Source organism: Candidatus Pseudothioglobus sp. Uisw_041 (genome assembly GCF_048087625.1).
In the GTDB taxonomy this organism is placed as follows: domain Bacteria; phylum Pseudomonadota; class Gammaproteobacteria; order PS1; family Pseudothioglobaceae; genus Pseudothioglobus.
On sequence record NZ_CP159805.1, the window covers coordinates 1,308,765 to 1,334,724 of the forward strand.

Below are 25,960 nucleotides of genomic sequence, written 5' to 3' on the forward strand. Positions count from 1 at the left end.
GTTAATCCTTAAGATTATTTATCCTTCAGGTGATTTCTAAAATCATGAGATTTAGCACTAACTTTATAAATAAAAAAGGCATTCCATTTTAGTAAACTAAATTGAAATGCCTTTATTTTAAACTAAGCCTTATTATTCTTCAGCTTCAACTTCACTCAACTGAGTAGATAGCTCTTGCTCAGCTTCATTGGTTTGCATAAAAGAAGCATCTATGCGTTTCCTTCTCTTTTCCTGATGGTGCTTAAAGCCTGTTCCTGCAGGAATAAGTCGGCCTACAATTACATTTTCTTTAAGCCCTCTAAGATCATCTACTCTTCCTGTTATTGAAGCTTCAGTAAGAACCCTTGTAGTCTCTTGGAAAGAAGCAGCAGAAATAAACGACTCTGTAGACAATGACGCTTTTGTAATACCCATTAATAGTCTTTGGAATACAATCTCATCTTTCTTTTGAGCCTTTAACTGTTTATTTTTCTCTACAACATGAACAAATTCAGCAGTTTCACCATTCACATAATGAGAGTCTCCATTATCAATAATTTCAACTTTTCTAAGCATTTGCTTAACAACTACTTCAATATGCTTGTCAGAAATCTTAACTCCCTGAAGCCTATAAACATTTTGAACCTCTCTAACCATATAGTTAGCCAAAGCTTCAACACCTAACAAGCGAAGAATATCATGAGGATTATAAGGTCCATCTGATATCACATCACCTTTTTCAACAGTTTCGCCATCAAACACATTTATTGACCTCCAATGATGAATCATCATTTCAGTTACCTCACCTTCAGGACCCGTAATAAGCATACGAACCTTTGATTTTGTAGGACTTCCAAAACTGATAACACCCAAAGTTTCAGCTAAAATAGCATGATCTTTAGCTTTACGAGCTTCAAATAAATCAGCAACTCGCGGTAACCCGCCAGTAATATCACTTGTCTTTGAAACAGCTTTAGGAATCTTAGCGAGTATTTCACCTGCTGTAATAAGCTGACCGTCCTCTAAATTTATTTTGACTCCTGATGGTAAATAATGCGTCGATAATATAGATTTTTTATCCTTTTTATCAACTAATTGAAGCATTGGCTTCATATCTTTTGCTGCCGAAGTTCTTTCTGCCTCTTCAATTATTTCAAAGAAGATTAAACCAGTCAATGGATCTGAATTTTTTACAACTGTTAATCCTTCAACAAAATCGATGAATGAAACTCTTCCAGAATTTTCAGCTATGATTGGATGTGTATGTGGGTCCCAATCAGCAATCTTATCTTTAGCTTTAACTTTACCGCCATCTTTAAAGTGAACTATAGCACCGTAAGGCAACTTATAGCGCTCTTTTACTTGGCCTAATTCATTTCTAATTGAGGCTTCAGAAGATCTTGATACAACAACAAAATCACCATTAGCATTTTTAATAGACTTCATATTTTCAAAATGAACAATGCCATCGGTATTAATATTAATACTATTAACAGCCGTAGATGAGCTTGCAGCTCCACCAATATGGAAAGTACGCATTGTTAGCTGAGTTCCTGGCTCACCAATTGATTGAGCAGCAATAACACCAACAGCTTCACCCACTCCAATCTTATGACCTCTTGCCATATCATTTCCATAACAAGATGCACAAACACCATATGATAATTCACATGTAATTGCCGAACGTACTTTAATGAACTCAATACCCAGTTCATTAATCTTATCTGAATTATCCAGTGTAATTAAATGATCTTTTTCTAAAAATACGTCTTTTGTATTTGGCAGCAATATGTCATCAGAGACAACCCGACCGAGTACTGCAGTTCCTAGGGTTTGAACAACATTTCCCCCATCAATAACGGATTTCATTACCAAACCATTTTTAGTTCCACAATCTTCTTCAGTTACCACTAAATCTTGGCCTACATCAACAAGTCTTCGAGTTAAATAGCCTGAGTTAGCCGTTTTTAGTGCCGTATCAGCTAAACCTTTTCTTGCTCCATGAGTCGAAATAAAGTACTGCATATTATTAAGACCTTCACGGAAATTACTTGTAATTGGAGTCTCAATAATTGATCCATCTGGCTTTGCCATTAGACCACGCATTCCTGCTAACTGACGTATTTGTGCAGGAGAGCCTCGAGCACCTGAATCTGCCATCATATAGATTGAATTAAATGATGGTTTCTTTTCTATATTTCCTTCAGCATCGGTTATATCTTCATAACCTACTTTGTCCATCATTGCTTTAGCAACTTCTTCTGAGGTTCTTGACCAAATATCAATAACCTTGTTATAGCGCTCACCATTTGTAACAACACCAGAAGCAAATTGCTGCTGAACATCTTTTACTTGAGCAGAAGCCTTTTCAATCATATCAGCTTTTTCACTAGGAATAATCATGTCATTTGAACAAAATGATATACCAGATTTAGTTGAATATTCAAAACCCATATACATCATCTGATCAGCAAAAATTACAGTCTCCTTAAGCTCCTGAGATCTGTAACAGACATGAATTAAATTAGAAACTACTTTTTTAGTTAATGCCTCATTAATTAAATCAAATGACAAGCCTTTAGGTAGAATTCTAGAAAAAATAGCTCTACCGATTGTAGTATCAACTATACGAGTATTTGTAGATTTAAAACCAGACTCTGCTTTTTCATAATCATGCACTCTTAATTTAATTTTTGCATGCAGACTTACAAGTTTAGCATCATAGGCAGAATGAGCCTCATTGGTATTGGCAAAGATCATTCCTTCACCCTGTTGATTAACCATTTCTCTAGTCATATAGTAAAGACCTAAGATTACATCTTGAGATGGAATAATAATTGGGTCGCCACTAGCCAAATGAAGAATATTGTTTGATGCCAACATTAGAGTTCTTGCCTCTAACTGTGCTTCCTCAGAGAGAGGAACGTGCACAGCCATCTGATCACCATCAAAGTCTGCATTAAATGCAGTGCATACTAGAGGATGAAGTTGAATTGCCTTGCCTTCAATTAGAAGCGGCTCAAATGCTTGAATGCCAAGTCTATGAAGAGTAGGTGCACGGTTTAATAAAACTGGATGCTGATGAACAACTCTTTCCAAAATATCCCAAACTTCAGGAATTTCACTTTCAACCATTTTTTTTGCAGCTTTTATAGTAGAAGCTAATCCATTTGCTTGAAGGCGATTATAAATAAAGGGCTTAAAAAGCTCTAATGCCATTTTTTTAGGCAATCCACACTGATGAAGCTTTAAATATGGCCCACAAACAATAACTGAACGCCCAGAATAGTCAACTCGTTTTCCAAGTAAGTTTTGACGGAATCGTCCTTGCTTACCTTTTATCATATCCGCAATTGACTTAAGAGGGCGTCTATTATTGCCCATAACAGCACGTCCACGACGCCCATTATCAATTAGTGAGTCGACAGCTTCTTGAAGCATACGTTTTTCATTTCTAACAATAATTTCTGGTGCATCAAGCTCTAATAACCTTCCAAGACGATTATTTCTATTAATTACTCGGCGATATAAGTCATTTAAATCAGATGTTGCAAACCGGCCTCCATCTAGAGGAACCAAAGGCCTTAAATCTGGCGGCAGAATAGGAAGCACATTTAAAACCATCCACTCAGGTTTATTTCCAGACTTTATTAATGAATCAACTAGCTTAAGTCGTTTATTGATTTTCTTAAGTTTAGTTTGTGATTTAGTATTTAGAGCATCTTCTCTCAAATTTGCAGCTTCTTTTTCAAGTTGCATCTCTGCAAGAACATCCTGCATAGCTTCTGCGCCCATCTTAGCAACAAACTCATCATCTCCATACTGGTCTAAAGCATCAAAATACATCTCTTCCGTAAGGAGTTGCTTTTTGATTAAAGGCGTACTACCAGGATCAGTAACTAAAAATGCTTCAAAATAAAGAACTCTTTCAATATCTTTTAAGGTCATATCCATAAGCAACCCTAATCTAGATGGGAGTGACTTCAAATACCAAATATGTGCTACAGGAGCAGCAAGCTCTATATGACCCATTCTTTCACGTCTTACTTTAGAAAGAGTAACTTCAACGCCACATTTTTCACAAACCACATTTCTAAATTTCATGCGCTTATATTTACCACATAAGCACTCAAAGTCTTTCATTGGGCCAAAAATCTTAGCACAAAATAACCCTTCTCTTTCAGGTTTGAAAGTTCTATAGTTAATAGTTTCAGGTTTTTTTACTTCACCAAATGACCATGAACGAATTTTCTCAGGAGAAGCTAAACCAACTCTTATTGCATCAAAATCTTGTTCTTTATTTTGCTGTTTTAAAATTTGTAATAAATCTTTCAAGTGATTCTCCTAATTTAATGTTGTTCAAGTTCAGTATCAATACCTAGAGATCGAATTTCTTTTACAAGAACATTAAACGACTCTGGCATTACTGACTCAGTACGATTTTCACCATCTACTATATTTTTATACATTTTTGCCCTTCCAGTAACATCATCAGACTTAACCGTTAACATTTCTCGAAGAGTATATGCTGCGCCATATGCTTCTAACGCCCAAACTTCCATTTCACCAAACCTTTGACCACCAAATTGAGCTTTACCGCTAAGTGGTTGTTGAGTAACTAAAGAGTATGGACCTGTTGAGCGAGCATGCATCTTATCGTCAACTAAGTGGTTAAGCTTAAGCATGTGCATATAACCAACCGTTATATCACGGTCAAATGAATCACCAGTTCGTCCATCAAATAATTGAATTTGACCACTTTCTGGTAAATCAGCCATCTTAAGTAAAGATTTAATATCCTCTTCTTTAATTCCATCAAATACTGGGGTTGCCATTGGGACGCCAGATCGTAAATTATTAGCTAACTCAAGTATCTCATCATCACTAAATGACTTTAAATCTTCAGTTTTTCCATAACTATTGTAAATAGAATCTAGCATTGAGCGGATTTGCTTAATTGTATCTTTACGATGCTCATCTAGCAAATTACCAATCTTATAACCTAGGCCTTTAGCAGCCCAACCTAAGTGAACCTCAAGTACCTGACCAACATTCATACGTGACGGAACACCAAGTGGATTAAGGACAACATCTACTGGAGTACCATCTGCCAAATGGGGCATATCTTCAACTGGGGATACACGCGAGATGACACCTTTGTTTCCATGTCGTCCAGCCATCTTGTCACCAACCTGAAGTGTTTTACGTGTTGCCACATAAACCTTGACCATCTTCTGAACGCCTGGAGGTAATTCCGCACCTTCTTTAATTTTTGCACTCTCTTGCTCATAAAAAAGTTCAAACTCCTCTTGTTTAGCTTTTGACTGTTTAACAAGTGAGGCTACTTCTTTATTTACAGCTGCATCTTTAACTTTTAATTTTGCTAATTCACTATTTTCTAGAGACTTTAAATCCTTAGAGGCTAGTTTATCTCCACTCTTAATATTACCAATATTACTAGTTGAGAGGTTTCCAGAGAGTTTTAAACGAATTCGGCGAAAGATGTCCCCGTCAATTATTCCAAATTCATCATCAATATCTTTTTTAATAGTCTCTAAACGTTCTTCATCAATAACCAGTGCACGAGAATCTTTTGCCACTCGATCTTTAGTAAATATCTGAACATCAATGACAACACCAGATTTTGAGGCTCCCATTCTTAAAGAGGTATCTTTAACATTGTTAGCTTTTTCTCCAAAGATAGCACGCAATAATTTCTCTTCTGGAGAAAGAACTGTTTCGCTTTTAGGGGTTACCTTTCCAACAAGAATATCGCCGCCTTTTACTCGAGCACCAACATATACAATACCGACATCATCAAGTTTTGATAGTGCAGACTCACTTACATTAGGTATATCTGCAGTAACTTCTTCAGCGCCAAGTTTTGTATCTCTAGCATAAGCAGTCAATTCTTCAATATGAATTGAAGTATAGCGGTCTTCCTGGACTACTTTTTCTGATATGAGTATTGAATCTTCAAAGTTATATCCATTCCAAGGCATAAAGGCAATCATCATATTTTGACCTAATGCTAACTCACCTAAGTCAGTTGATGGGCCATCTGCCAAGACATCGCCAGCAACAACCTTATCACCTGGCTGAACAAGTGGTTTTTGATTAATACAAGTATTTTGATTTGAACGAGAATATTTCACTAAACTATAAATATCAACACCAAGCTCTCCAGCCTTTGCTTGCTTAGCGTCGACACGAATTACGATTCTTGAAGCATCTACTGTTTCAACAACTCCATCATGATTTGCAACAACACAGACACGTGAATCAGTTGCAACAACTCGCTCAATCCCAGTTCCAACAAGTGGCTTTTCAGCTCTAAGCACAGGTACTGCTTGACGCTGCATATTTGATCCCATTAATGCGCGGTTAGCATCATCATGTTCTAGAAAAGGTATAAGTGATGCAGCTACAGATGATATTTGTTTTGAGTCAATATCAATAAGTGTTACTTCTGACTTACCTACAAGGACAAATTCATTTTTATGGCGTCCTGAAACAAGGTCTTCTACCAAATAACCCTTGCTATCTACTTTAGAGTTTGCTTGAGCAATAGTGTGTTCAATCTCATCAATTGCTGACACGTACACAATTTCTTTAGTGACTTGTCCTTTCTTAACTATTTGATAAGGAGTCTCTAAAAAACCATAATCATTCGTTCTTGCATAAACTGCTAAAGTATTAATTAATCCAATATTCGGACCTTCAGGTGTTTCAATTGGACACAATCGACCATAATGAGATGGATGAACATCACGAACTTCAAAGCCAGCACGTTCTCTTGTCAAGCCACCAGGCCCTAGTGCTGATATGCGTCGCTTATGAGTCACTCCAGACAATGGATTAACTTGATCCATAAATTGAGATAACTGTGAGGAGCCAAAAAACTCCCTCACTGCCGCCGAAACCGGCTTAGAGTTAATAAGATCTTGCGGAGTTAGCTCGTCTGTTTCTGCAAGGTTCAATCCTTCTTTCACAGCTTTTTCTACACGAATTAGGCCGATTCTAAATTGGTTTTCAATCATTTCACCAATAGCTCTTACTCTTCTATTGGCTAGCGTATCGACATCATCTACTACATCATGTCCATTTTTAATAGCAATTAACTGTTTAATTACATTAATAATATCATCATGAGTTAGCACATGCTCACCAGTCTCACTAGCAACACCTAACCTTCTATTTAGCTTCATTCGACCAACACGAGAAAGGTCATAACGATCATTATTAAAAAACAGATTAGAAAAAAGTGTGTTAACTGCGTCTTCAGTAGCAGGCTCACCCGGTCTCATTACATGGTAGATTGACATGCGAGCTTCAATTTCTGTTTGCAACTCATCTAGACGTAAAGTGTCAGAAATATAGATACCATTTTCAGCATCATTAAGATAGATAATATTGATCTTCTTAATCTTAGTCGCAGTTAATACCTCTATAGATTCTTCAGTTATTAATGAGTTTGCAGCTAATAAGATTTCACCAGTATCAGTATCAACTATATCTGCAGAAATGACTTTTCCAATAAGATATTCAAGTGGAGCATTAATTGAGTCTACTTTTGCGTCCTGAAGAATTTTTGCGTGCTTAGCAGTAATTCGACGCCCTTGTTCAACAACAACATCCTTTCCAACCTTAATATCAAACTCTGCAATAATTCCTTTCAAACGTTCAGGTTTAATGACTAGATCACACGATTTAGATTTTAATTTAACAACAATATGATCAAAGAAAGTATCAATAATGTCATTTGTTGACTGTCCCATAGCTCTTAGCAAGGTAGTCACAGGTAATTTTCTTCTTCTATCTATTCTAACAAACAAGTGCTCGTGATGATCAAACTCAAAGTCTAACCATGAGCCACGGTAAGGAATAATACGTGATGAGAATAATATTTTCCCAGAAGAGTGAGTTTTCCCCTTATCATGCTCAAAAATAACTCCTGGAGAACGATGAAGCTGAGAAACCACAACACGCTCAGTTCCATTAATTACAAAGGTTCCAGTATCAGTCATCAATGGAAGTTGCCCTAAATAGACACTTTCTTCGATAATTTGCTTAACGCGACGCTTCTTCTTTAAATTAGAACCATTTTTGTCAAAAAGGACCAAGTTAAGTTTAACTTGCAGGGTTGCGGCATACGTTACTCCACGAAGCTTACATTCTTTAACATTATACTTAGGCTCTTGAAGCTCATAATCCAAATATTCAATTTCGGCATAACCATTTAAGGCTGTAATTGGAAATACAGATTGAAAAACAGAGTGAAGACCAATATTTTCCTTTTCAGTAGCCCCTTTTTGAATAAAGCTATTAAATGAATTAATCTGGATAGATAATAAATCTGGCTCTTTGAGAATAGACTCTCTTGTTCCAAAATTATTTCTGATACGTTTTTTTTCTGTAAATGAATAAGTCATGGATGCCTCGCAATAATCAATAAATGGTTTTCAAAATTACTTCTAAAAAAGCACCAAAATCCCCTGTGGGGATTTTGGTTTGTAGCATTGAACAAATTACTTAAGTTCTACGCTAGCGCCAGCTTCTTCAAGCTGCTTTTGAATATCATCAGCTTCCGCTTTTGATGCGCCTTCTTTAACTGCTGCAGGTGCACTTTCAACAAGATCTTTAGCCTCTTTAAGACCCAATCCTGTAATAGTACGAACAGCCTTAATAACTGCAACTTTCTTTTCACCAAAACTTGTTAACATTACATTAAACTCAGTCTTCTCTTCAACCGCTGCACCAGCATCCGCTGCTGCTGCTACTGGGGCCGCTGCAACTGCTGCTGCAGAAACTCCAAACTTCTCTTCCATTGCTGATACTAGTTCAACAACATCCATTACAGACATATCTGAAATTGCACCTAAAATATCTTCATTGCTTAATTTCGCCATGATATTTACTCCTCTATATAATTATTATTGTTTTTGATCACGAATAGCTGCTACAACACGAGTTAACTTAGTTGGAACTTCGTTTAAAGTTCTAACTAACTTCTCAGTTGGTGCAAGCATCAACGCCATCAACATACTGATTGCTTGATCTTTAGTTGGTAAGCTCGCGATTCTTTTTAGTTGATCTGCATCAATAAATTCACCGGATACCCCCAAACCTTTAACAACTAATGCTTCATTATCTTTAATGAAGTCACGAAAAACACGAGCTACAGCGCCCGGATCTTCTTGGGAAAAACCCAAGATAACCGGTCCACTTAAGACTGGAGTAATACACTCACATCCTGTCTCAGCTAATGCTCTCTTTGCAAGCGTATTTTTTACAACACGCAAAGAAACTTCTGCGTCCATAGCAGCATTCCGCAAATTAGTCATTTGTCCAACATTCAATCCACGATACTCAGCAACACCAACAGACACAGCACCATTAGCTACTGCATTTACCTGTTCGACGACTGCTTTTTTTGCTTCAAGACTTAGAGCCATAATCTCTCCTGAACAATTAAAAAATGAAAGCTATAAAATTATAACTTTCGCCACAAGGTATTTCCATACCCTCTACATAGGCAAATTGAAGGATCAATTTATTAAGCAACAAGTCATAATCAACCTGTCACACCTATGGTCTTTGAGGCAGAACAAGTCACCTTGTCGCCCAAAGAATTTTTTAGCTGATAATTATTTAATTAACAGCTGTTTAAATCTACTTAAATATCTACACTTGCACCATCAACACTAAGGCCTGGACCCATAGTTGATGAAACGCTTACTTTTTTGATATAAATACCTTTCGTTGAACTTGGTTTAGCTTTCTTAATCGCATCAATAAGTGCAACAATATTCTCTTCCAACGCTTTTACGTCAAAAGAAGCTTTTCCAATACCAGCATGAACAATTCCAGCTTTATCAGCACGGTAACGAACTTGGCCCGCTTTTGCATTTTTAACTGCAGTAGCAACGTCAGGTGTTACGGTTCCAACTTTAGGATTTGGCATCAATCCACGAGGCCCAAGAACTTGACCTAATCTACCAACAACGCCCATTGCGTCGGGAGATGCAATAACAACATCGTAATTTAAATCTCCATCTTGCATGCTTTTCATTAGATCATCCATACCAACAATATCTGCGCCTGCATCAGTTGCTTTTTGAACATTATCACCCTGAGTAAAAACTGCAACACGAACAACTTTTCCAGTTCCATTAGGAAGGACAACTGCCCCACGAACATTTTGATCTGATTTCTTTGTATCAATACCTAGGTTAATACTTACATCAACCGACTCATCGAACTTGGCTGACGCACAATCCTTTACTAATGCTAGAGCCTCAGTAATTGCATATTTAGAACCCTCTTTAATTTTTAAAGCGCTTACTTTTTGATTTTTTGATAAATTAGCCATCTTTAACCCTCCACCACAATGCCCATTGAGCGAGCAGTACCCGCTACAATTTGAACTGCTGCATCTAAATCATTTGCGTTTAAGTCTTTCATTTTTATATTCGCGACTTCTTCTAATTGAGCACGAGTTACTTTACCAACCTTATTAAGATGTGGCTCACCACTTCCTTTTTCAATACCTGTCACTTTAAGAAGTAAAACTGCAGCTGGCGGTGTTTTAGTAACAAATGTAAAACTACGATCACTATAAACAGTAATAATTACTGGAACGGGCATACCCTTGTCAAGCTCTTGTGTTTGAGCATTGAATGCTTTACAAAAATCCATAATATTTACACCATGCTGACCCAATGCTGGACCAACTGGTGGCGAAGGATTTGCTTCTGCTGCAGGAACCTGCAACTTAATATATGACTCAATTTTTTTTGCCATTTTTATCTCCTATGGGTTCAATCGCTTTTAAGCTCCCCGTTAACATTTTCAGTCGCTTGCGACTGACTTATGTTTTCTCTACTTGAGAAAACTCTAATTCAACTGCAGTAGTTCGTCCAAAAATTAAGACCTCCACTGTCAGCAAACTCTTTTCATAATTAACACTTTCAACAGTTCCATTAAATTCATTAAATGGACCATCAATAACCAAAACTTCTTCGCCTGGTTGAAATGCAACCTTAGGCTTAGGTTTATCAGCACCTTCTTGAACGCGTGCAAAAATTCTATCTACTTCTCTCTGAGTAATTGGAGAAGGCTTTCCAGATGACCCACCTATAAACCCTATAACGTTATTAGTATTTTTAACTAGTAACCAGCTAGGCTCAGTGAGCTCCATCTTAATCAGCATATAGCCTGGGAAGAATTTACGCTCAGTTTCTTTTTTCTTTCCAGCTTTTAGCTCAACTACTTGCTCAGTTGGAATAAGAATCTCATCAACTAAATCTTCAATACCTTCTCTAGTCACAGCTTCTTCAATAGCTATTTTAACTTTCGCTTCATAGCCGCTTCTAGCATGGATTACAAACCAATTCTTAGACATAATAATCCTTTACTTAAAAAATATTAATTGACGAAATTGATTGAACACCCCAAGTAAAGAATGCATCAATAATCCAAAGGAAAATTGCAACTATAACTACTGCAACCATAATGATTCCAGTTGTTTTTATTGTTTCTGGACGAGTTGGCCAAACAACCTTTCGTAATTCAATTCGTGTTTCTTTCAAAAAATGAACAAATCGATCACCTTGATCAGATTTAACAAAAACAGTTACCGCTAGAGCAAAAACTACAAGCGTCACTAAAACTTTTGTAAGCGCATTAAATCCTAAAGGATTGACATAATATAAAGCAAGTCCAGCAACTACAATTAAAATTGCTAAGATAGTTTTCCACTGATCAGAACCACTCTTTAAATTTTCTATTTGTTTAGCCACACATATCCTTTAATTTGGCAGGCAAGGAGGGACTCGAACCCCCAACCAATGGTTTTGGAGACCACTACTCTACCAATTGAGCCACTTGCCTAAATATCAAACCCTATAAAAGTGGCTACTCATAAAAAGCAACCACCTACTAATCTATCTTTTAACTCGTAATTTTCGAGACGACTCCAGCACCTACTGTGCGTCCACCTTCTCTAATTGCAAATCTTAATCCTTCTTCCATTGCAATCGGAGCTAGTAACTCAATTGTCATCTTCACATTGTCACCTGGCATAACCATTTCAACGCCTTTTGGCAGTTCGCATGCACCAGTAACGTCTGTTGTTCTGAAGTAGAACTGTGGACGATAATTGTTAAAGAATGGAGTATGACGTCCACCTTCTTCTTTACTTAAAACATAAATCTCTGCTTCAAACTTAGTGTGCGGGTTAATCGTACCTTTCTTAGCCAGTACTTGACCACGTTCAACGTCTTCACGCTTCGTTCCGCGAAGAAGAACACCAACGTTATCACCTGCTTCACCTGAGTCAAGCAATTTTCTAAACATTTCAACACCTGTACAAGTAGTCAGCTGCGTGTCTTTAATACCAACGATTTCGATTTCATCACCAACATTAACAACACCACGTTCGATACGACCGGTTACAACCGTTCCACGACCTGAGATTGAGAACACGTCCTCAATTGGCATTAGGAATGATTTATCCGTGTCACGAACTGGAGTTGGGATGTACGTATCTAATGCTTCAACTAGCTTCATAATAGAAGGTACACCAATATCAGATGTGTCGCCTTCTAATGCTTTTAAAGCTGAACCAAAGATCACTGGAGTGTCATCACCTGGGAATTCGTACTCTGTTAAGAGTTCACGGATTTCCATTTCAACAAGCTCTACTAATTCTTCATCATCAACCATATCGGCTTTGTTCATATAAACAACGATGTAAGGAACACCAACTTGACGAGACAATAGAATGTGCTCACGCGTTTGAGCCATTGGTCCATCAGTTGCAGCAATTACAATAATTGCGCCGTCCATTTGCGCAGCACCTGTAATCATGTTCTTAACGTAGTCGGCGTGTCCCGGACAATCAACGTGAGCGTAGTGACGAGCCGCTGACTCATACTCTACGTGCGCTGTTGAGATCGTGATACCACGCTCTCTTTCTTCAGGAGCATTATCAATATTTGCATAATCCTTAAATTCACCACCGTTCATTTCAGCCATAACCTTAGTAAGGGCTGCAGTTAAGGTAGTTTTTCCATGGTCAACGTGACCAATTGTTCCCACATTTACGTGTGGTTTGGTTCTTTCAAATTTCTCTTTTGCCATTTCTAATCCCCTATATTCATTCAATTTATATGGAGCTCACCACCGGATTTGAACCGGCGACCTCTTCCTTACCAAGGAAGTGCTCTACCAACTGAGCTAGGTGAGCACAGCCCTAACCACATGGAGCGGGTGATGGGAATCGAACCCACCTCATTAGCTTGGAAGGCTAAGGTAATACCAATATACGACACCCGCAATTTCTTATTCTCATGTTCTTCTGGTGGAGGGAGTTGGATTCGAACCAACGTACTCAGAGAGAACGGATTTACAGTCCGTCGCCTTTAACCACTCGGCCACCCCTCCAAAAAAACAATCGGACATTATCCCATAACTAATTTAGCTTAGCAAGGTTTAAATGTAGTAATTAAAAGGTTATTCGTTGATTATTTTTGCCTTGAAGCACCACTAGCAACTGCTGCTTCAAATATTGCTTTTGGAACAACTTTGATTAGCCTAGGATCAAACGGTTTAGGAATAAAATAGTCTTTTCCAAAAGTCAAACTAGTATCTTTATAAATCTCTATTAATTCTTTAGGAGCTGGAAGCTTAACCAAGTCTTTAAGTGCATGAACCGCTGCAACCTTCATTTCAGTATTAATAATTTTAGAGTTGGCATCAAGTGCTCCTCTAAAAATATAAGGAAAGCCAAGAACATTATTTACCTGATTTGGATAATCACTTCTTCCTGTAGCCATTAACACGTCATCTCTACAGGCATAAACATCTACTGGTGAGATTTCTGGATCAGGATTAGATAATGCAAAAATTATTGGTCTTTTAGCCATCGATTTCACCATCTCTTGAGTTACAAGATTTCCTCTAGCAACACCTATAAAAACGTCAGAGCCATCGATAGCATCACTTAAAGTTTTTTTATCAGTATCTACTGCAAAAGCAAGTTTTTCCTTACTTAAGTTTTCACTTTTTGTTGAAACTACTCCATTTCGATCAACCAGCAAAATATTGTCTTTACTAAAACCAAGTTCAAGTAATAAATTTAATGTTGCAATTCCAGCAGATCCAGCACCTGCGCATACAATTTTGGCTTCCTTGAAGTTTTTTTCTTGAATTTCGAGCGCATTTAAAAGTCCTGCTGCAACAATAATAGCAGTCCCATGTTGATCATCATGAAAAACAGGTATATCTAACTCATCAATTAATCTCTTTTCAATCTCAAAGCAGCGCGGCGCAGAAATATCCTCTAAATTAATCCCACCAAATGTTGGCGCAATGTTTTTAATTGTACTGATAATTTCTTCAACATCTTGAGTATCAAGCTCTATATTAAAAACATCGATACCTGCAAAACGCTTGAATAATACAGCTTTACCTTCCATCACTGGTTTTGCCGCCAAAGGCCCAACATTTCCTAAGCCAAGGACAGCTGAACCATCAGTAATTACTGCCACCAAATTACCTTTAATAGTATATTTATTAACAGCACCAGGATCTTTTACAATTTCTCTTACAGGAGCTGCAACGCCTGGACTATAAGCTAAACTCAGATCCTGATCGTTATCTAATTTCTTGTGAGAAGTAACATTAATCTTTCCAGGCCTTCCTTCCTGGTGATAAGCTAAAGCCTTATCATGCAGAGTTTGTGACATTTTCACCTTATTTAATGGTTTTTAAGCTTGTGAAACAAACTCTTCACCAATTTTGATATCAGATCTAAGGGTTTCAAGTGCAGCATTAAGTGTTTTTTCTTCAAATGCTGAAAGATCTCCAAAACCTAATATTTTCTCAACACCATTTTTACCCAACAGGACTGGTTGTGCAAAAAAGCGAGCCCTATCTCCAGAGCCTTCAACATAAGTACACTCTATTACGCCTTCTTCACCATTAAGAGCGCGAACTAGAGACAAACCAAATTTTGCTGCTGCCTGACCCATTGATAAAGTAGCTGAGCCACCACCAGCTTTTGCCTCAACAACTTCGGTTCCTGCATTCTGAATACGTTTTGTCATTGCAGATGCACTAGCCTCATCAAAGTCAAAACCTGACTGTGAAAGCAACGGAAGGATAGTAATTCCTGAGTGGCCACCAATTACAGGAACACTTACATCTTCAGGATTAACCCCATTAACTTCAGCAACAAATGTACTAGAACGAATAATATCTAAAGTCGTAATGCCAAATAATCGTGCTGGATCGTAAACTCCTTTTTTCTTTAGAACATCTGCTGCAATTGCAACCGTTGTGTTTACAGGATTTGTAATAATTCCAATTAAAGCCTTTGGACAAGTATCTGCACATACTGAAACGAGGTTTTTAACAATACCTGCATTAATATTAAAAAGATCGAACCGATCCATTCCTGGCTTACGAGCAACGCCAGCTGAAATTAATACAATATCTGCATTTACTAGAGCAGGTGAAGGGTCTTCGCCTGCAAAACCAGAAACTTTAACTGCCGTTGGTATATGACTCAAATCTGCCGCAACACCTGGTATCACGGGAGCAATGTCATACAATGACAATTCAGTTCCATTTGGTAACTGTGTTTTCAATAATAATCCTAACGCCTGACCAATTCCGCCAGCAGCACCTAAAACAACAACTTTCATAACATCTCCCTAAAAATATAAAAAATAGCTATGCAATTATGCTAGTAGCAAATTATTCATTGTAGCAATATTACTAACTGAAATTTCTTTTGGACAAACAGTCTCACAATGCCGATGATTTGAACAACTTCCAAAGCCTTCTTCTTCCATTTGATTTATCATTCTTTCTGCTCGCTTCTTGCTTTCAATTTTGCCTTGGGGCAACTGCTCAAAATGATTAATCTTTGCAGCCACAAATAAACTTGCTGAAGCATTTGGACAAACTGCAACACATGCACCGCATCCAATACAAGTTGCTGAGTCAAATGCACAATCTGCATCGTCTTTATTAATCAGTTGAGAGTTAGCTTCAGGGGCAGAGCCAACAGAAACAGAGATAAACCCTCCAGACTGAATAATTCGGTCAAACGCTTCTCGCTTAACAGCCAAATCTTTCATAATTGGGAAACTTTGAGCACGCCATGGCTCGATCCAAAGCTCTCTCTGATTAGCATAATCCCTCATATAAAGCTGGCAAGTAGTCGTTGCTTTCTTTTCACCGTGAGGGTGGCCATTAATTACCAATGAGCAGGTGCCGCAAATTCCTTCTCTACAATCATAATCGAACACTACACAATCTTCACCTTTGTCAATAAGCTTCTCATTTAAGTGATCTAGCATCTCTAAAAATGAGGTGTCGCTATCAATATTTTCAACATGGTAAGTTACAAAGCTTCCGTCACTACTCGTATTTTTTTGTCGCCAGATATGCAGTGTGAAATTCATTTATAGTCCCTATATGTTGGCTTAATAAATTCATAATTAAGCTCTTCTTTATGAAGCTCCGAGCCATTCTCGTTAAATTCCCATGCAGCTACATAACCATAGTTCTCATCATCTCTCATAGCATCACCACTTTCAGCGAGATACTCAAGGCGCGCATGTGCGCCACAAGACTCTTCACGATCAAGAGCATCAACACACATTAGATGGCCAAGCTCAATAAAATCTGCAACCCTACCAGCCTTTTCTAGGGTTTGATTAAAGTCAGTATCTGAGCCAGTTACTTTAATACTTTTCCAGAAATCAGACTTTAGTTTTTCAATTGATTTCACCGCCTCTTCAAGCGCATTCTTATCTCTTGCCATTCCGCATGCAGCCCATAAGATACCACCTACTTTTCTATGAAAATAGTCGGGAGAATGTTCTGGCATAGGCGCATTCATTAGCTTATCTATACGACTTTTAACTGCATCGATAGAGGCTATGACATCAGGGTGATCATTACTTACCTTTTCAAATGTTCCGCGCGCTAGATAGTTAGCAACAGTTTGTGGCGCAATGAAATAGCCATCTGCTAATCCTTGCATCAACGCAGAGGCACCTAATCGATTTGCCCCATGATCAGAAAAATTAGCTTCACCACACGCAAACAACCCATCAATCGTTGTCATTAGGTTGTAATCAACCCATAATCCACCCATTGTGTAATGCGGAGCAGGATAAATCTTCATTGGCACTTCATAAGGATTTTCACCTGTAATATTTTTATACATATCAAACAAGTTACCGTATTTCTCTTTAACTTTATCAATGCCCATTTTTTCAATGACCGAAGAAAAATCAAGATAAACGCCAAGCCTTTGATCATTAATGATTGAACCAACACCTCGCCCTTCATCGCATATACCTTTAAGTGCTCTTGATGCAATATCTCTTGGCACTAAGTTTGCAAATGCAGGGTACATTCGCTCCAGAAAATAATCTCTATTTTCTTCTAAAATCTCATTTGGATTTTTATCGCAATCTTCAATATTTTTTGGGGCCCATATTCGACCATCATTTCTTAAAGATTCACTCATTAGTGTTAATTTGGACTGACTGTCACCAGTTGGTGGAACGCAAGTTGGGTGAATCTGAGTGAAACTTGGATTTGCAAAATAAGCACCATTTTTATGTGCTCTCCATGTTGCAGAAGTATTACAACCCTTTGCATTAGTTGACAGGAAGTATGCATTACTATAACCACCAGTGCACATTACAACACAATCAGCAACATGTGAAGAAATTTCACCCGTGATTAAATCACGCACTACGACTCCTCGGGCCTTTCCATCAATTATTATTATTTCTAACATTTCAGATCTAGAAGTATGTTTTACTTTTCCAGATGCTATTTCTTTGCTCATTGAGCTATATGCCCCTAACAAAAGTTGCTGTCCAGTTTGTCCACGAGCATAAAAAGTTCGAGAAACCTGAGTACCACCAAATGACCTATTTGCCAAATAACCACTATATTCTCTTGCAAAAGGAACACCTTGGGAAACTGCCTGATCAATAATATTGCAACTTAATTGAGCTAAGCGATATATATTGGACTCCCTTGCGCGGAAATCACCACCCTTGATTGTGTCATAGAAAAGCCTCCAGGTACTATCACCATCATTTTGATAATTTTTACTAGCATTAACGCCTCCCTGAGCAGCTATTGAATGCGCTCTTCTTGGGCTGTCATTGTAACAAAAAGACTGGACATTGTAGCCTGCCTCTCCTAGTGTTGCGCATAAAGATGCGCCTGCAAGACCAGTTCCAATAACAATAATATTATATTTTTTTCTATTTTGCGGCGCGATAAGAGCTAAATCAAATTTATGTTTCTCCCATCTACCCTCTAAGGGCCCAGTCGGCACGTTTGGATTAAATTTTTGCATACAAAATACCTAGTGGAATTGAAGCATAGCCTGCCATGATTACAAAGACAATCCCAAATGCTAAGCCCTTGGGTTGTTTACTGGAAATACCGAATGTTTGAAGTACGTTTATCAACCCATGATGCAAGTGTGTTGATATTGCAATCATTCCAAGGCCATAAATAGCCCACATCATTGGTCTTTGAAAAATTAACTGGATTTCTGAATATAAATCAGTAGAGTCGATTGAAAACATTTGAATACTATGAGTAACTATAAAAATAAGAATAATAGATGCGCCAGACCATGCAACTAATCGTGGTATGGCTTTAGGATAAGGCTTCTTATATCTATCACCAGAACTAACATTATTTGATAATTGCCTAGTCACTGCAGTCACAACATGAAAGACAATTGTTATGCTCAATAAGGCGATTAATATTGGAGAGAAGATTGAGCTATTAAACCAAACATAAAGTGCTGTAAAGGCTTTCTCACCAGCATGAAAAGTCAAAGCTCCTAAAAGATAAAATATTAGGAAAAAAAACCAGAATAATCCAGCTAATGCCATCAATTTTTTCTGTCGTACAGTGTTATTTTTAGTAGAATTCATTTAACAGCAATTTAGCTAATTAACAGCTATTTATTATATTTTAAAAAAGATGGAATTTTAGTCTTAATTAATCTATGTAAAGGTGTTTTTTATATGGTTAATTCGATTTTTTTAGTTAACTACTTGTCATTATACAAAAGTAATATTTACTAGCTCATTTAAATCAAATGTCTAAATAGGTCTCTAGAGAATCATCTAACGCCTTCAGCCATGGCGTATGGTGAGGTGGTGACTGGGTTCCTGTCATCAAAGATGCATGAGATTTATCTCTAAAAGTCATAATTCCATCTTTTTTATCATGCTTCCAATCCATAAATGTCTTATTCACTCCTTTGATATCAAAATTGGGATAATCAGTTTCATCAATTAACATTTGAGTGTAGGCGCCTTGAAAGTCAATTGCATAAGCAACATCTTCTTGTGCTGTTTCTCGCTGATGCCATTCAAGTGTATGCGCCTGCATATCATCAAATAAAGGCAGCTCTATTTTTTCAAGAATAACGTCTCTTGCATACCAAGCTTGGGCATCAAACATATTAAAGGTATACCATTGATCTTGCATACCTAAATACATCAGCTTTGGATTTTTCTCCCAGACAACGCCTTTAAATAAACCTAATGGATAAAGAATATTATTCGTTTTTAAGCGAAGTGAATCTGGCAAGAATGGGAAATGGTGAATATAGCCTGTACATAGAATAATTGAATCAACATCTTTTGAGCTCCCATCGGCAAAATGAGCAGTATTTCCTGAGACTTTAATTAATGCAGGCTTCTCCTCCCAATTATCAGGCCAGCCAAATCCCATTGGAGCCGTTCGATAACAACTTATAATTGACTTGGCTCCATATTTGTAGCATTGAGAGCCAATATCTTCAGCAGAATAACTACTTCCAATTATTAAGATATCTTGGCCTTCAAACTCTAAAGCATCTCTAAAGTCATGGGCATGAAGTATTCTGCCATTAAAATGACTAAATCCTTCATAACTAGGGACATTAGGGGTGGAAAAATGTCCAGAAGCAACAATAACGTAATCAAATTCTTCAGAATACGTCTCATCATCAACTAGGTTACTGATAGATAAAGTAAATAGCCCACTTTGCTCACTGTATTCAACATTTCTTATGGCGGTATTAAATCTTATCTTATCTCGAACATTAGCTTTTTTAACCCTTCCCTGAATATAATCAAACAAAACCTCTCTTGGTGGAAAGGAGGCTATAGGATGACCAAAGTGCTCTTCAAAGTAATAGTCTGCAAATTCTAAGCACTCTTTAGGGCCATTTGACCAAAGATAACGGTACATACTGCTGTGTGCAATTTCGCCATGTTCATCAAGTCCCGTCCTCCAGCTGTAATTCCAGAGTCCTCCCCAGTTATCTTGCTTCTCAAAACAAACAATCTCCGGGACGATTTCACCATTTTCTTCCGCTGATTTAAAGGCTCTAAGCTGGGCCAGACCAGATGGACCAGCACCAATAATTGCTACTTTTTTATTCATTATTTTTGCCTAAATTAGTTAATTTTTTGTAAAAAAAATTTTAAATATTATTTATTATGTTACACACTTAAATATCAATTTAATCTTAAATATTTGTGGTAATAAATGGTATTTAATGGTATAAAATGGTTTATGTTTCGTGGAATTCACCTATTATCAATTGATTCGAAAGGAAGGGTAAAGATACCTGTTCGCCATCAACATCAAGTAGCCAAAATCTGCTCTGGGGAAATGGTCCTTAGTATTCATCCTGATGACCCTTGTTTAGTTTTATACCCACTTCCTAATTGGCAACAACTTGAACGGAAGATTGCTGAACTCCCTTCGCTGAATGTTCATTCTAAGAAAATATCCAGAAAACTTATAGGCCATGCATGTGATTGTGACTTAGATAAAATTGGCAGAATTTTATTACCAAGCTCTCACAAGAGTTATGCAAATTTAACAGATAAAGCAATTCTAAGTGGCCAAGGCACAAGTTTTGAAATTTGGGATGAAAATGCATGGCATCAGCAAATTGAAAAGCTTGAAAGATTAAGTTCTCAAGATGAAGTTCCTGAAGAGATTTCAAAACTTTCACTTTAAAGCGATGAATCAATTAAGTGTAATAACTCAATGATAGAATCAAATCATCATGAATCAGTCCTTTTCAATGAGTCTATTAAAGGCCTTAATATTAAGCCTAATGGTGTCTATGTTGATGCCACTCTAGGTAGGTGTGGACATACCAAGGGGATACTAAATAATCTTGGAAATTCTGGAAAGGTTATTGGCCTTGATCAAGATATGGAGGCAATCAATTATGCACAAATAAATTTTCCAGACTCACGCCTAACCCCAATTCATTGCAATTTTTCAAACCTTCAAGATACTCTTAGTCAATTGAATTTATTAGGAAAAGTAGATGGCATATTAATGGATCTTGGCATCTCTTCACCTCAAATTGACAATGCTGAAAGAGGGTTTAGCTTTATGAAAGATGGCGCTCTTGACATGAGGATGGATCAAACCCAAACTACTACTGCAGCAAGCTGGTTAAGAGATAGTAGCGAAACCGAAATTGCTAATACTCTTTTTCAGTATGGCGAAGAAAAAAGAAGTAGAATTATCGCCTCAACCATTAAAGCATATCAAAAAAATAACGATCTGAACTCAACGCTTGAGCTAGCAAATATTATCTCTAGTGTTGTAAGACCTGGCAAAAAAAAGCACCCAGCGACTCGCTCATTTCAAGCTATTAGAATTGCAATTAATGATGAATTAAAAAAACTTTCAGAAGCTCTTGAGCAAACTATTGACGCATTATCTCCCAAGGGAAGACTTGTAATTATTACTTTTCACTCAATTGAAGACAGAATAGTTAAACAATTCATTCGTAAACATTCTCGACCTAAGCAACTCCCAAAAGGATTACCAGTCATTGCCAATGATGAGTCTGAATGCTTACTGAAAGATTTAGGAAAAATTAAGCCTTCTGATGAAGAGATCAAAGTGAATAGAAGATCACGAAGTGCAATCCTCCGTTTGGTTGAAAAGTGCTAGCGATAATTAAAAAAAAATTCATTATTAATATTTTATTAATAATTTCGATCGTTTCAATTTCAATATTAAGCATTCATTGGCATCATCAAATGTATTTGCTACATCAAAATGAAAAAGTTGTTAAGTCTAATCATGAGCGTATAAATGCTCTTAACAGGCAGCTAATGATGGAATATTCAGAGCTTGAAAGTGGGATAACGATTTATCAAAAATCAAAAGAAGAATTATTGATGTTCGTCCCAATTGAAACTGAAGAGATCTCTATATGAAGATTACAAGGGTACAGGGTTATAGAAACAGACAAGCATTAATTAAAATTAGTTTCATTATCATTGTGTTCTTTTTTATTTATAGGGCTTTTAGTATTACCGATATTATTGCTAATGACTTGTCATTAAAACTTAAGGCCTCAAATAATTCTGAGTTTACAATTATTGAAAAATCCATAAGGGGTAATATCCTGGACAGGAATAATAATCTTCTTGCTATAAACCTCATACACAAGAAAATTAATCTTGACCCAATGATTCTTCAAGATGAATATATTGATCTTTTGGCTGAAGCCTTGAATATTCCAACAGATGAATTTAGGGAAAAAATAAGTAAAAAGAGAGAGAATAAAAGAAAGTACTTTATTGTTAAAGAAAAATTAAGAGTAAATGACCCTATTCTAAGTAATATTGCTGAACTCAAAAATAAACGCGTTAACATTTGCTTGAAAGAACTTAAATTACCATCTAATAATTTGGCAGATAAAGTTAAATTACTTGTAGGCTTAAATTTAGCAGTAAAAGAAAAAATAGAAGAGGAGAAGTGTACTAGGCAATCAATAGCTGGGGTAGCAATCGAATCTAGTGGTTTTCGCTACTATCCTAAAAAAGACTCTGTAGCGCCATTAATTGGAAAAACTAATATTAATAATATTGGGGTATTTGGGATTGAATCAGAATATGACCAATATTTAGCTGGATTTGATGGTGTTAAGCGATTAGCAGATAACAAAAATGGTTCTAATATCTACTATGATGCAGAGTTAATTAAAAAATTTAAAGAAGGTGCTGATTTAAATTTAACTATTGACTCAGATATTCAATTTCATGTCTACAATGCAATCAAAGAGCAGGCTGAATTCCACGAGGCAGACTCTGCCGCTGCGATTGTGCTATCACCTAATGGTGAAATATTAGCCCTTACAAATTACCCATCAACAGACCCAAACAATCATCAAAATTATAGTGCTGATGATTATCGTAATCGTGTTTTCTCTGATAAAACTGAGCCAGGATCTACCATGAAGCCCTTTACAATGCTTCTTGCTTTAGATAAAGGCGTAATAACTGCAACAGAAGATGAATTAATTGATGTGACAAGTCGTGTTGGAAACATACTGCCTGATAAAAAATATACAGAGATGACGATTCAAAGAATTCTTGAAAAGTCACATAATTTAGGCACAGTAATGGTTGCAGAAAATATTAAAAATGAAGAGTTCTACAACACATGGAAAATGCTAGGTTTTGGAAGCTCCCTTGGATTAATGCCTGGAACTGAAAATCCTGGAGTTTTAAGACATTATAGTAGTTGGGGCTTAGCTGACAAACGCTCACTTTCATTTGGGCACGGTCCCATGAATACAAATCTTGCACAACTGGCAAGAGCTTATCTTGTATTTGCCAATGAAGGCGCAATACCTTCATTAAAACTTTTTAAAAACAATAGTGCTCCTGATAATTTAGAGCAAGTCTTTACTCCAGAATCAACTAAAAGAATAGCTCAAATACTCGACTCGGTTGCTTCAGATAATGGATCGGGCTATCGAGCGGTAATTGATGGATACTCAGTTGCCGGAAAAACAGGTACAGCAGAAATGGTTATTGATGGAAAGTACAGCAAAGATGGCGCTAAAAGAACTTATTTCATTGGGTTTTCTCCTGCTGAAAATCCAAAATATATTATGGCAGTTAGGCTTGATTACCCTAAAAAATGCTTTGTATCTTGGGATCCAACTATGAGAAATCGATGTGAAGGCTCTAATTCAGCCTCTATGGCATTTCAAAAAGCGATGAAAAGAATACTGATTAATGATCCAGATATTAAATCAAAGTTTGAAGGCTAAGTTAACTTTTTAGATGCTGGGTTAGCCTTGCTTTTCATAATATTTTCCATAACAAGCTTTTCATCGTCATGAGTTTTAGCTGAGAGAATAGAGGCTTTTGTTGATTTTCTTTCGTAGTATTTTTCTGCTGCCGTCAAAGTGTAGCCAAATTCCTCCTTGGCTTCATATTCACTTAAAAATGGCTCCATTACACTTAGCTCTTTAAGCCGAGAATATACTCTTTCTTGGGACTTGAAGGGAGCCAATAAACCATCCTTTGAAAGGTCAGACTCAACCTGAGCATATCTTATCAATTCAACCAATACTTCTGACTTAGGTAGATTTCTTACTCTCTCTTCAATAACACTTGAGGATTCAAGATCATTTACAATTATTGGATAATTAATGACGCACGAAATCATTCTTGACATAAGGCTTTTCATGCTCGAAGAGCGAACGGCAGCTATATTGTTTTGAATTGGCCTATATGGTGGCTCAATTTCATCATAATCATCTGCATTAAACGATGGCATCTCATCAGCAACACTTTGCTCAATAGCCTTTTCAACCTGAACAACGTTCTGCCCAATGGTTTGGGCGACACCTTCAATTAATTGCTGACGGTATATTGGATAAGTCACTAAGTTAATTAAAGCTGCAGATTTTTCTAAAAACAAGGTTTTGCCTTCAATTGTATTAAAGGGAACTTCTGATTTTATATGATCAAATAAAAAACTAGATAAAGTCTGAGACTCCTCTACCCTTTTGGTAAAAGATTTTACTGACTCACTTTTTATTAATGTATCTGGATCCTCTCCATCAGGCAACAATAAAAACTTAATAAGGAGTCCTGAAGTTATTACTGGCAAAGAGGTTTTTAAAGCTTTCCAAGCTGCATCTCTTCCAGCTTTATCGCCATCAAAACAAAAAATAATTGTCTCCGCTGAGCGAGATAAAACTTGCAAATGAGCCGGGGTAGTAGCAGTTCCAAGAGTAGCAACAACGTTCGTTATGCCTTGTTGATGAAGAGCAATCACGTCCATGTAACCCTCTACAACTATTATATAATCAATACGCCTACTATGCTTTCTGCAGTGATAGAGGCCATAGAGTTCTTTTGATTTTGAGAATAAAGGGGTTTCAGGTGAATTAAGATACTTTGGATTATCCTTGTTTGAAAGGACCCTTCCACCAAAACCTATAACATTACCTTTGGTGTTATGTATTGGAAACATTAATCGATCGCGAAACCGATCATAGAAATCATCTTTCTTATCTTTTTTTGGAACTAACATCCCCATTGTCAGGAGATCCTGAATTGCTTCATCATTATCTTTAAACGCATCGTAAAGATTGGTCCAACCGGGAGGCGCAAAGCCAAGCTCAAATCTTTTAGCTATAGTGCCGCTAATGCCTCTACTTTTGGCATAGTCAACCACCTTTTTTTTAGCTGCAGATTGCTTTAATTGATTTTGATAAAATTCGCTAAGCTCTGACATCAATTTATTGTATCGCTCAAACCTCTTATCAACAGGCTTAGCAGCCTGGTCATATACAACTGAAACCCCAGACTCTCCTGCCACTGTTTCAATAGCCTCAACAAAAGCTAAATGATCATACTTCATTATAAAATCTATTACACCACCACTTTCTCCACAGCCAAAACAGTGGTATATTTGTTTATTTGGAACGACCGTGAATGATGGAGTCTTTTCTTCATGGAAGGGACAGCATGCCTTAAAATCCTTTCCAGCCTTTTTTAAAGCGACTCTCTTATTAATTAGGCCGACAATATCTACCCTATTGGGCAAATCATTGATAAAATCTCTGTCAATAAAAGGCATAATT

20 protein-coding genes and 4 tRNA genes are annotated in these 25,960 nt (G+C 37.0%); 4 read left to right on the top strand and 20 right to left on the bottom strand.

The window, feature by feature from the left end; all coding sequences use genetic code 11:
• Positions 1 to 132 precede the first annotated feature (132 nt).
• The 19 genes from rpoC to ABXT44_RS06725 all read right to left on the bottom strand — a co-directional run bounded on the left by rpoC (position 133) and on the right by ABXT44_RS06725 (position 20,475).
• Positions 133 to 4,314, bottom strand: a complete 4,182-nt coding sequence (rpoC, locus tag ABXT44_RS06635; RefSeq protein WP_416686442.1) for a DNA-directed RNA polymerase subunit beta' — start codon at positions 4,312 to 4,314, stop codon at positions 133 to 135.
• 14 nt (positions 4,315 to 4,328) lie between these two features.
• On the bottom strand, positions 4,329 to 8,411 hold the full coding sequence (gene rpoB, locus ABXT44_RS06640) for a DNA-directed RNA polymerase subunit beta (RefSeq protein ID WP_416686443.1): 4,083 nt from the start codon (positions 8,409 to 8,411) through the stop codon (positions 4,329 to 4,331).
• A gap of 96 nt (positions 8,412 to 8,507) precedes the next feature.
• Positions 8,508 to 8,888 (bottom strand): 50S ribosomal protein L7/L12, encoded by a 381-nt coding sequence (rplL, locus tag ABXT44_RS06645; protein ID WP_416686444.1) that lies wholly within the window; start codon positions 8,886 to 8,888, stop codon positions 8,508 to 8,510.
• Between the two features lie 24 nt (positions 8,889 to 8,912).
• Positions 8,913 to 9,434, bottom strand: coding sequence for a 50S ribosomal protein L10 (gene rplJ, locus ABXT44_RS06650; RefSeq protein ID WP_416686445.1), 522 nt, complete (start codon positions 9,432 to 9,434; stop codon positions 8,913 to 8,915).
• Positions 9,435 to 9,655: 221 nt separating this feature from the next.
• The gene (gene rplA, locus ABXT44_RS06655; protein WP_416686446.1) at positions 9,656 to 10,351 is read right to left on the bottom strand and encodes a 50S ribosomal protein L1; all 696 of its coding nucleotides are present in this window, start codon (positions 10,349 to 10,351) and stop codon (positions 9,656 to 9,658) included.
• Between the two features lie 2 nt (positions 10,352 to 10,353).
• Complete coding sequence (gene rplK / locus ABXT44_RS06660; RefSeq protein WP_416686447.1) at positions 10,354 to 10,782, bottom strand: 50S ribosomal protein L11; 429 nt, start codon at positions 10,780 to 10,782, stop codon at positions 10,354 to 10,356.
• A 67-nt stretch (positions 10,783 to 10,849) separates the two neighbouring features.
• Complete coding sequence (gene nusG, locus ABXT44_RS06665) at positions 10,850 to 11,383, bottom strand: transcription termination/antitermination protein NusG (RefSeq protein ID WP_416686448.1); 534 nt, start codon at positions 11,381 to 11,383, stop codon at positions 10,850 to 10,852.
• Between the two features lie 13 nt (positions 11,384 to 11,396).
• Positions 11,397 to 11,780: a preprotein translocase subunit SecE gene (gene secE, locus ABXT44_RS06670; RefSeq protein WP_416686449.1), complete on the bottom strand. Its 384-nt coding sequence runs from the start codon at positions 11,778 to 11,780 to the stop codon at positions 11,397 to 11,399.
• Positions 11,781 to 11,795: 15 nt separating this feature from the next.
• A tRNA-Trp gene (locus ABXT44_RS06675) sits at positions 11,796 to 11,871 on the bottom strand.
• Between the two features lie 60 nt (positions 11,872 to 11,931).
• Entirely contained in the window at positions 11,932 to 13,122 is a 1,191-nt protein-coding gene (tuf, locus tag ABXT44_RS06680; protein ID WP_416686450.1) for an elongation factor Tu, read from the bottom strand.
• A 30-nt stretch (positions 13,123 to 13,152) separates the two neighbouring features.
• Positions 13,153 to 13,228, bottom strand: a tRNA-Thr gene (locus tag ABXT44_RS06685).
• Positions 13,229 to 13,243: 15 nt separating this feature from the next.
• Positions 13,244 to 13,317, bottom strand: a tRNA-Gly gene (locus ABXT44_RS06690).
• 23 nt (positions 13,318 to 13,340) lie between these two features.
• Positions 13,341 to 13,425, bottom strand: a tRNA-Tyr gene (locus ABXT44_RS06695).
• A gap of 80 nt (positions 13,426 to 13,505) precedes the next feature.
• Positions 13,506 to 14,729, bottom strand: a complete 1,224-nt coding sequence (locus ABXT44_RS06700) for a malic enzyme-like NAD(P)-binding protein (protein WP_416686451.1) — start codon at positions 14,727 to 14,729, stop codon at positions 13,506 to 13,508.
• A 21-nt stretch (positions 14,730 to 14,750) separates the two neighbouring features.
• Positions 14,751 to 15,689 (bottom strand): malate dehydrogenase, encoded by a 939-nt coding sequence (gene mdh, locus ABXT44_RS06705; RefSeq protein ID WP_416686452.1) that lies wholly within the window; start codon positions 15,687 to 15,689, stop codon positions 14,751 to 14,753.
• Positions 15,690 to 15,725: 36 nt separating this feature from the next.
• On the bottom strand, positions 15,726 to 16,454 hold the full coding sequence (locus ABXT44_RS06710) for a succinate dehydrogenase/fumarate reductase iron-sulfur subunit (protein ID WP_416686453.1): 729 nt from the start codon (positions 16,452 to 16,454) through the stop codon (positions 15,726 to 15,728).
• Positions 16,451 to 18,379, bottom strand: coding sequence for a fumarate reductase/succinate dehydrogenase flavoprotein subunit (locus ABXT44_RS06715; protein ID WP_416686454.1), 1,929 nt, complete (start codon positions 18,377 to 18,379; stop codon positions 16,451 to 16,453). Before ABXT44_RS06715 ends, ABXT44_RS06710 begins: the two co-directional genes overlap by 4 nt.
• Positions 18,366 to 18,971 carry a hypothetical protein gene (locus tag ABXT44_RS06720; RefSeq protein WP_416686455.1) on the bottom strand — a complete coding sequence of 202 codons (606 nt, stop codon included), beginning with the start codon at positions 18,969 to 18,971 and terminating at the stop codon, positions 18,366 to 18,368. Before ABXT44_RS06720 ends, ABXT44_RS06715 begins: the two co-directional genes overlap by 14 nt.
• Positions 18,972 to 19,134: 163 nt before the next feature.
• A complete protein-coding gene (locus tag ABXT44_RS06725) occupies positions 19,135 to 20,475 on the bottom strand; it encodes an NAD(P)-binding domain-containing protein (protein WP_416686456.1) in 1,341 nt (446 codons plus the stop codon).
• 132 nt (positions 20,476 to 20,607) lie between these two features.
• On the opposite strand from ABXT44_RS06725, the gene mraZ reads away from it, so the two are divergent.
• The 4 genes from mraZ (at position 20,608) to ABXT44_RS06745 (ending at position 24,133) form a co-directional block, all read left to right on the top strand.
• Complete coding sequence (gene mraZ, locus ABXT44_RS06730) at positions 20,608 to 21,060, top strand: division/cell wall cluster transcriptional repressor MraZ (RefSeq protein ID WP_416686457.1); 453 nt, start codon at positions 20,608 to 20,610, stop codon at positions 21,058 to 21,060.
• Between the two features lie 30 nt (positions 21,061 to 21,090).
• Positions 21,091 to 22,017 carry a 16S rRNA (cytosine(1402)-N(4))-methyltransferase RsmH gene (rsmH, locus tag ABXT44_RS06735; RefSeq protein ID WP_416686458.1) on the top strand — a complete coding sequence of 309 codons (927 nt, stop codon included), beginning with the start codon at positions 21,091 to 21,093 and terminating at the stop codon, positions 22,015 to 22,017.
• A gap of 89 nt (positions 22,018 to 22,106) precedes the next feature.
• Positions 22,107 to 22,286, top strand: coding sequence for a hypothetical protein (locus ABXT44_RS06740; protein ID WP_416686459.1), 180 nt, complete (start codon positions 22,107 to 22,109; stop codon positions 22,284 to 22,286).
• Positions 22,283 to 24,133: a peptidoglycan D,D-transpeptidase FtsI family protein gene (locus ABXT44_RS06745; RefSeq protein WP_416686460.1), complete on the top strand. Its 1,851-nt coding sequence runs from the start codon at positions 22,283 to 22,285 to the stop codon at positions 24,131 to 24,133. Before ABXT44_RS06740 ends, ABXT44_RS06745 begins: the two co-directional genes overlap by 4 nt.
• Here ABXT44_RS06745 and dnaG read toward each other — a convergent pair.
• Positions 24,130 to 25,956 carry a DNA primase gene (gene dnaG, locus ABXT44_RS06750; protein WP_416686461.1) on the bottom strand — a complete coding sequence of 609 codons (1,827 nt, stop codon included), beginning with the start codon at positions 25,954 to 25,956 and terminating at the stop codon, positions 24,130 to 24,132. The genes ABXT44_RS06745 and dnaG overlap by 4 nt on opposite strands.
• Between the last annotated feature and the right edge of the window lie 4 nt (positions 25,957 to 25,960).

Excerpts from the sequence above, each read along its gene's own strand:
- nusG (WP_416686448.1), bottom strand. The coding sequence starts at position 11,383 with ATGTCTAAGAATTGGTTTGTAATCCATGCTAGAAGCGGCTATGAAGCG.
- rsmH (WP_416686458.1), top strand. The coding sequence starts at position 21,091 with ATGATAGAATCAAATCATCATGAATCAGTCCTTTTCAATGAGTCTATT.
- rplJ (WP_416686445.1), bottom strand. The coding sequence starts at position 9,434 with ATGGCTCTAAGTCTTGAAGCAAAAAAAGCAGTCGTCGAACAGGTAAAT.
- ABXT44_RS06725 (WP_416686456.1), bottom strand. The coding sequence starts at position 20,475 with ATGAATAAAAAAGTAGCAATTATTGGTGCTGGTCCATCTGGTCTGGCC.
- ABXT44_RS06720 (WP_416686455.1), bottom strand. The coding sequence starts at position 18,971 with ATGAATTCTACTAAAAATAACACTGTACGACAGAAAAAATTGATGGCA.
- rplK (WP_416686447.1), bottom strand. The coding sequence starts at position 10,782 with ATGGCAAAAAAAATTGAGTCATATATTAAGTTGCAGGTTCCTGCAGCA.
- ABXT44_RS06715 (WP_416686454.1), bottom strand. The coding sequence starts at position 18,379 with ATGCAAAAATTTAATCCAAACGTGCCGACTGGGCCCTTAGAGGGTAGA.
- ABXT44_RS06700 (WP_416686451.1), bottom strand. The coding sequence starts at position 14,729 with ATGTCACAAACTCTGCATGATAAGGCTTTAGCTTATCACCAGGAAGGA.
- mdh (WP_416686452.1), bottom strand. The coding sequence starts at position 15,689 with ATGAAAGTTGTTGTTTTAGGTGCTGCTGGCGGAATTGGTCAGGCGTTA.
- ABXT44_RS06740 (WP_416686459.1), top strand. The coding sequence starts at position 22,107 with ATGTATTTGCTACATCAAAATGAAAAAGTTGTTAAGTCTAATCATGAG.
- ABXT44_RS06745 (WP_416686460.1), top strand. The coding sequence starts at position 22,283 with ATGAAGATTACAAGGGTACAGGGTTATAGAAACAGACAAGCATTAATT.
- rplA (WP_416686446.1), bottom strand. The coding sequence starts at position 10,351 with ATGGCTAATTTATCAAAAAATCAAAAAGTAAGCGCTTTAAAAATTAAA.
- ABXT44_RS06710 (WP_416686453.1), bottom strand. The coding sequence starts at position 16,454 with ATGAATTTCACACTGCATATCTGGCGACAAAAAAATACGAGTAGTGAC.
- rpoB (WP_416686443.1), bottom strand. The coding sequence starts at position 8,411 with ATGACTTATTCATTTACAGAAAAAAAACGTATCAGAAATAATTTTGGA.
- dnaG (WP_416686461.1), bottom strand. The coding sequence starts at position 25,956 with ATGCCTTTTATTGACAGAGATTTTATCAATGATTTGCCCAATAGGGTA.
- rplL (WP_416686444.1), bottom strand. The coding sequence starts at position 8,888 with ATGGCGAAATTAAGCAATGAAGATATTTTAGGTGCAATTTCAGATATG.
- mraZ (WP_416686457.1), top strand. The coding sequence starts at position 20,608 with ATGTTTCGTGGAATTCACCTATTATCAATTGATTCGAAAGGAAGGGTA.
- tuf (WP_416686450.1), bottom strand. The coding sequence starts at position 13,122 with ATGGCAAAAGAGAAATTTGAAAGAACCAAACCACACGTAAATGTGGGA.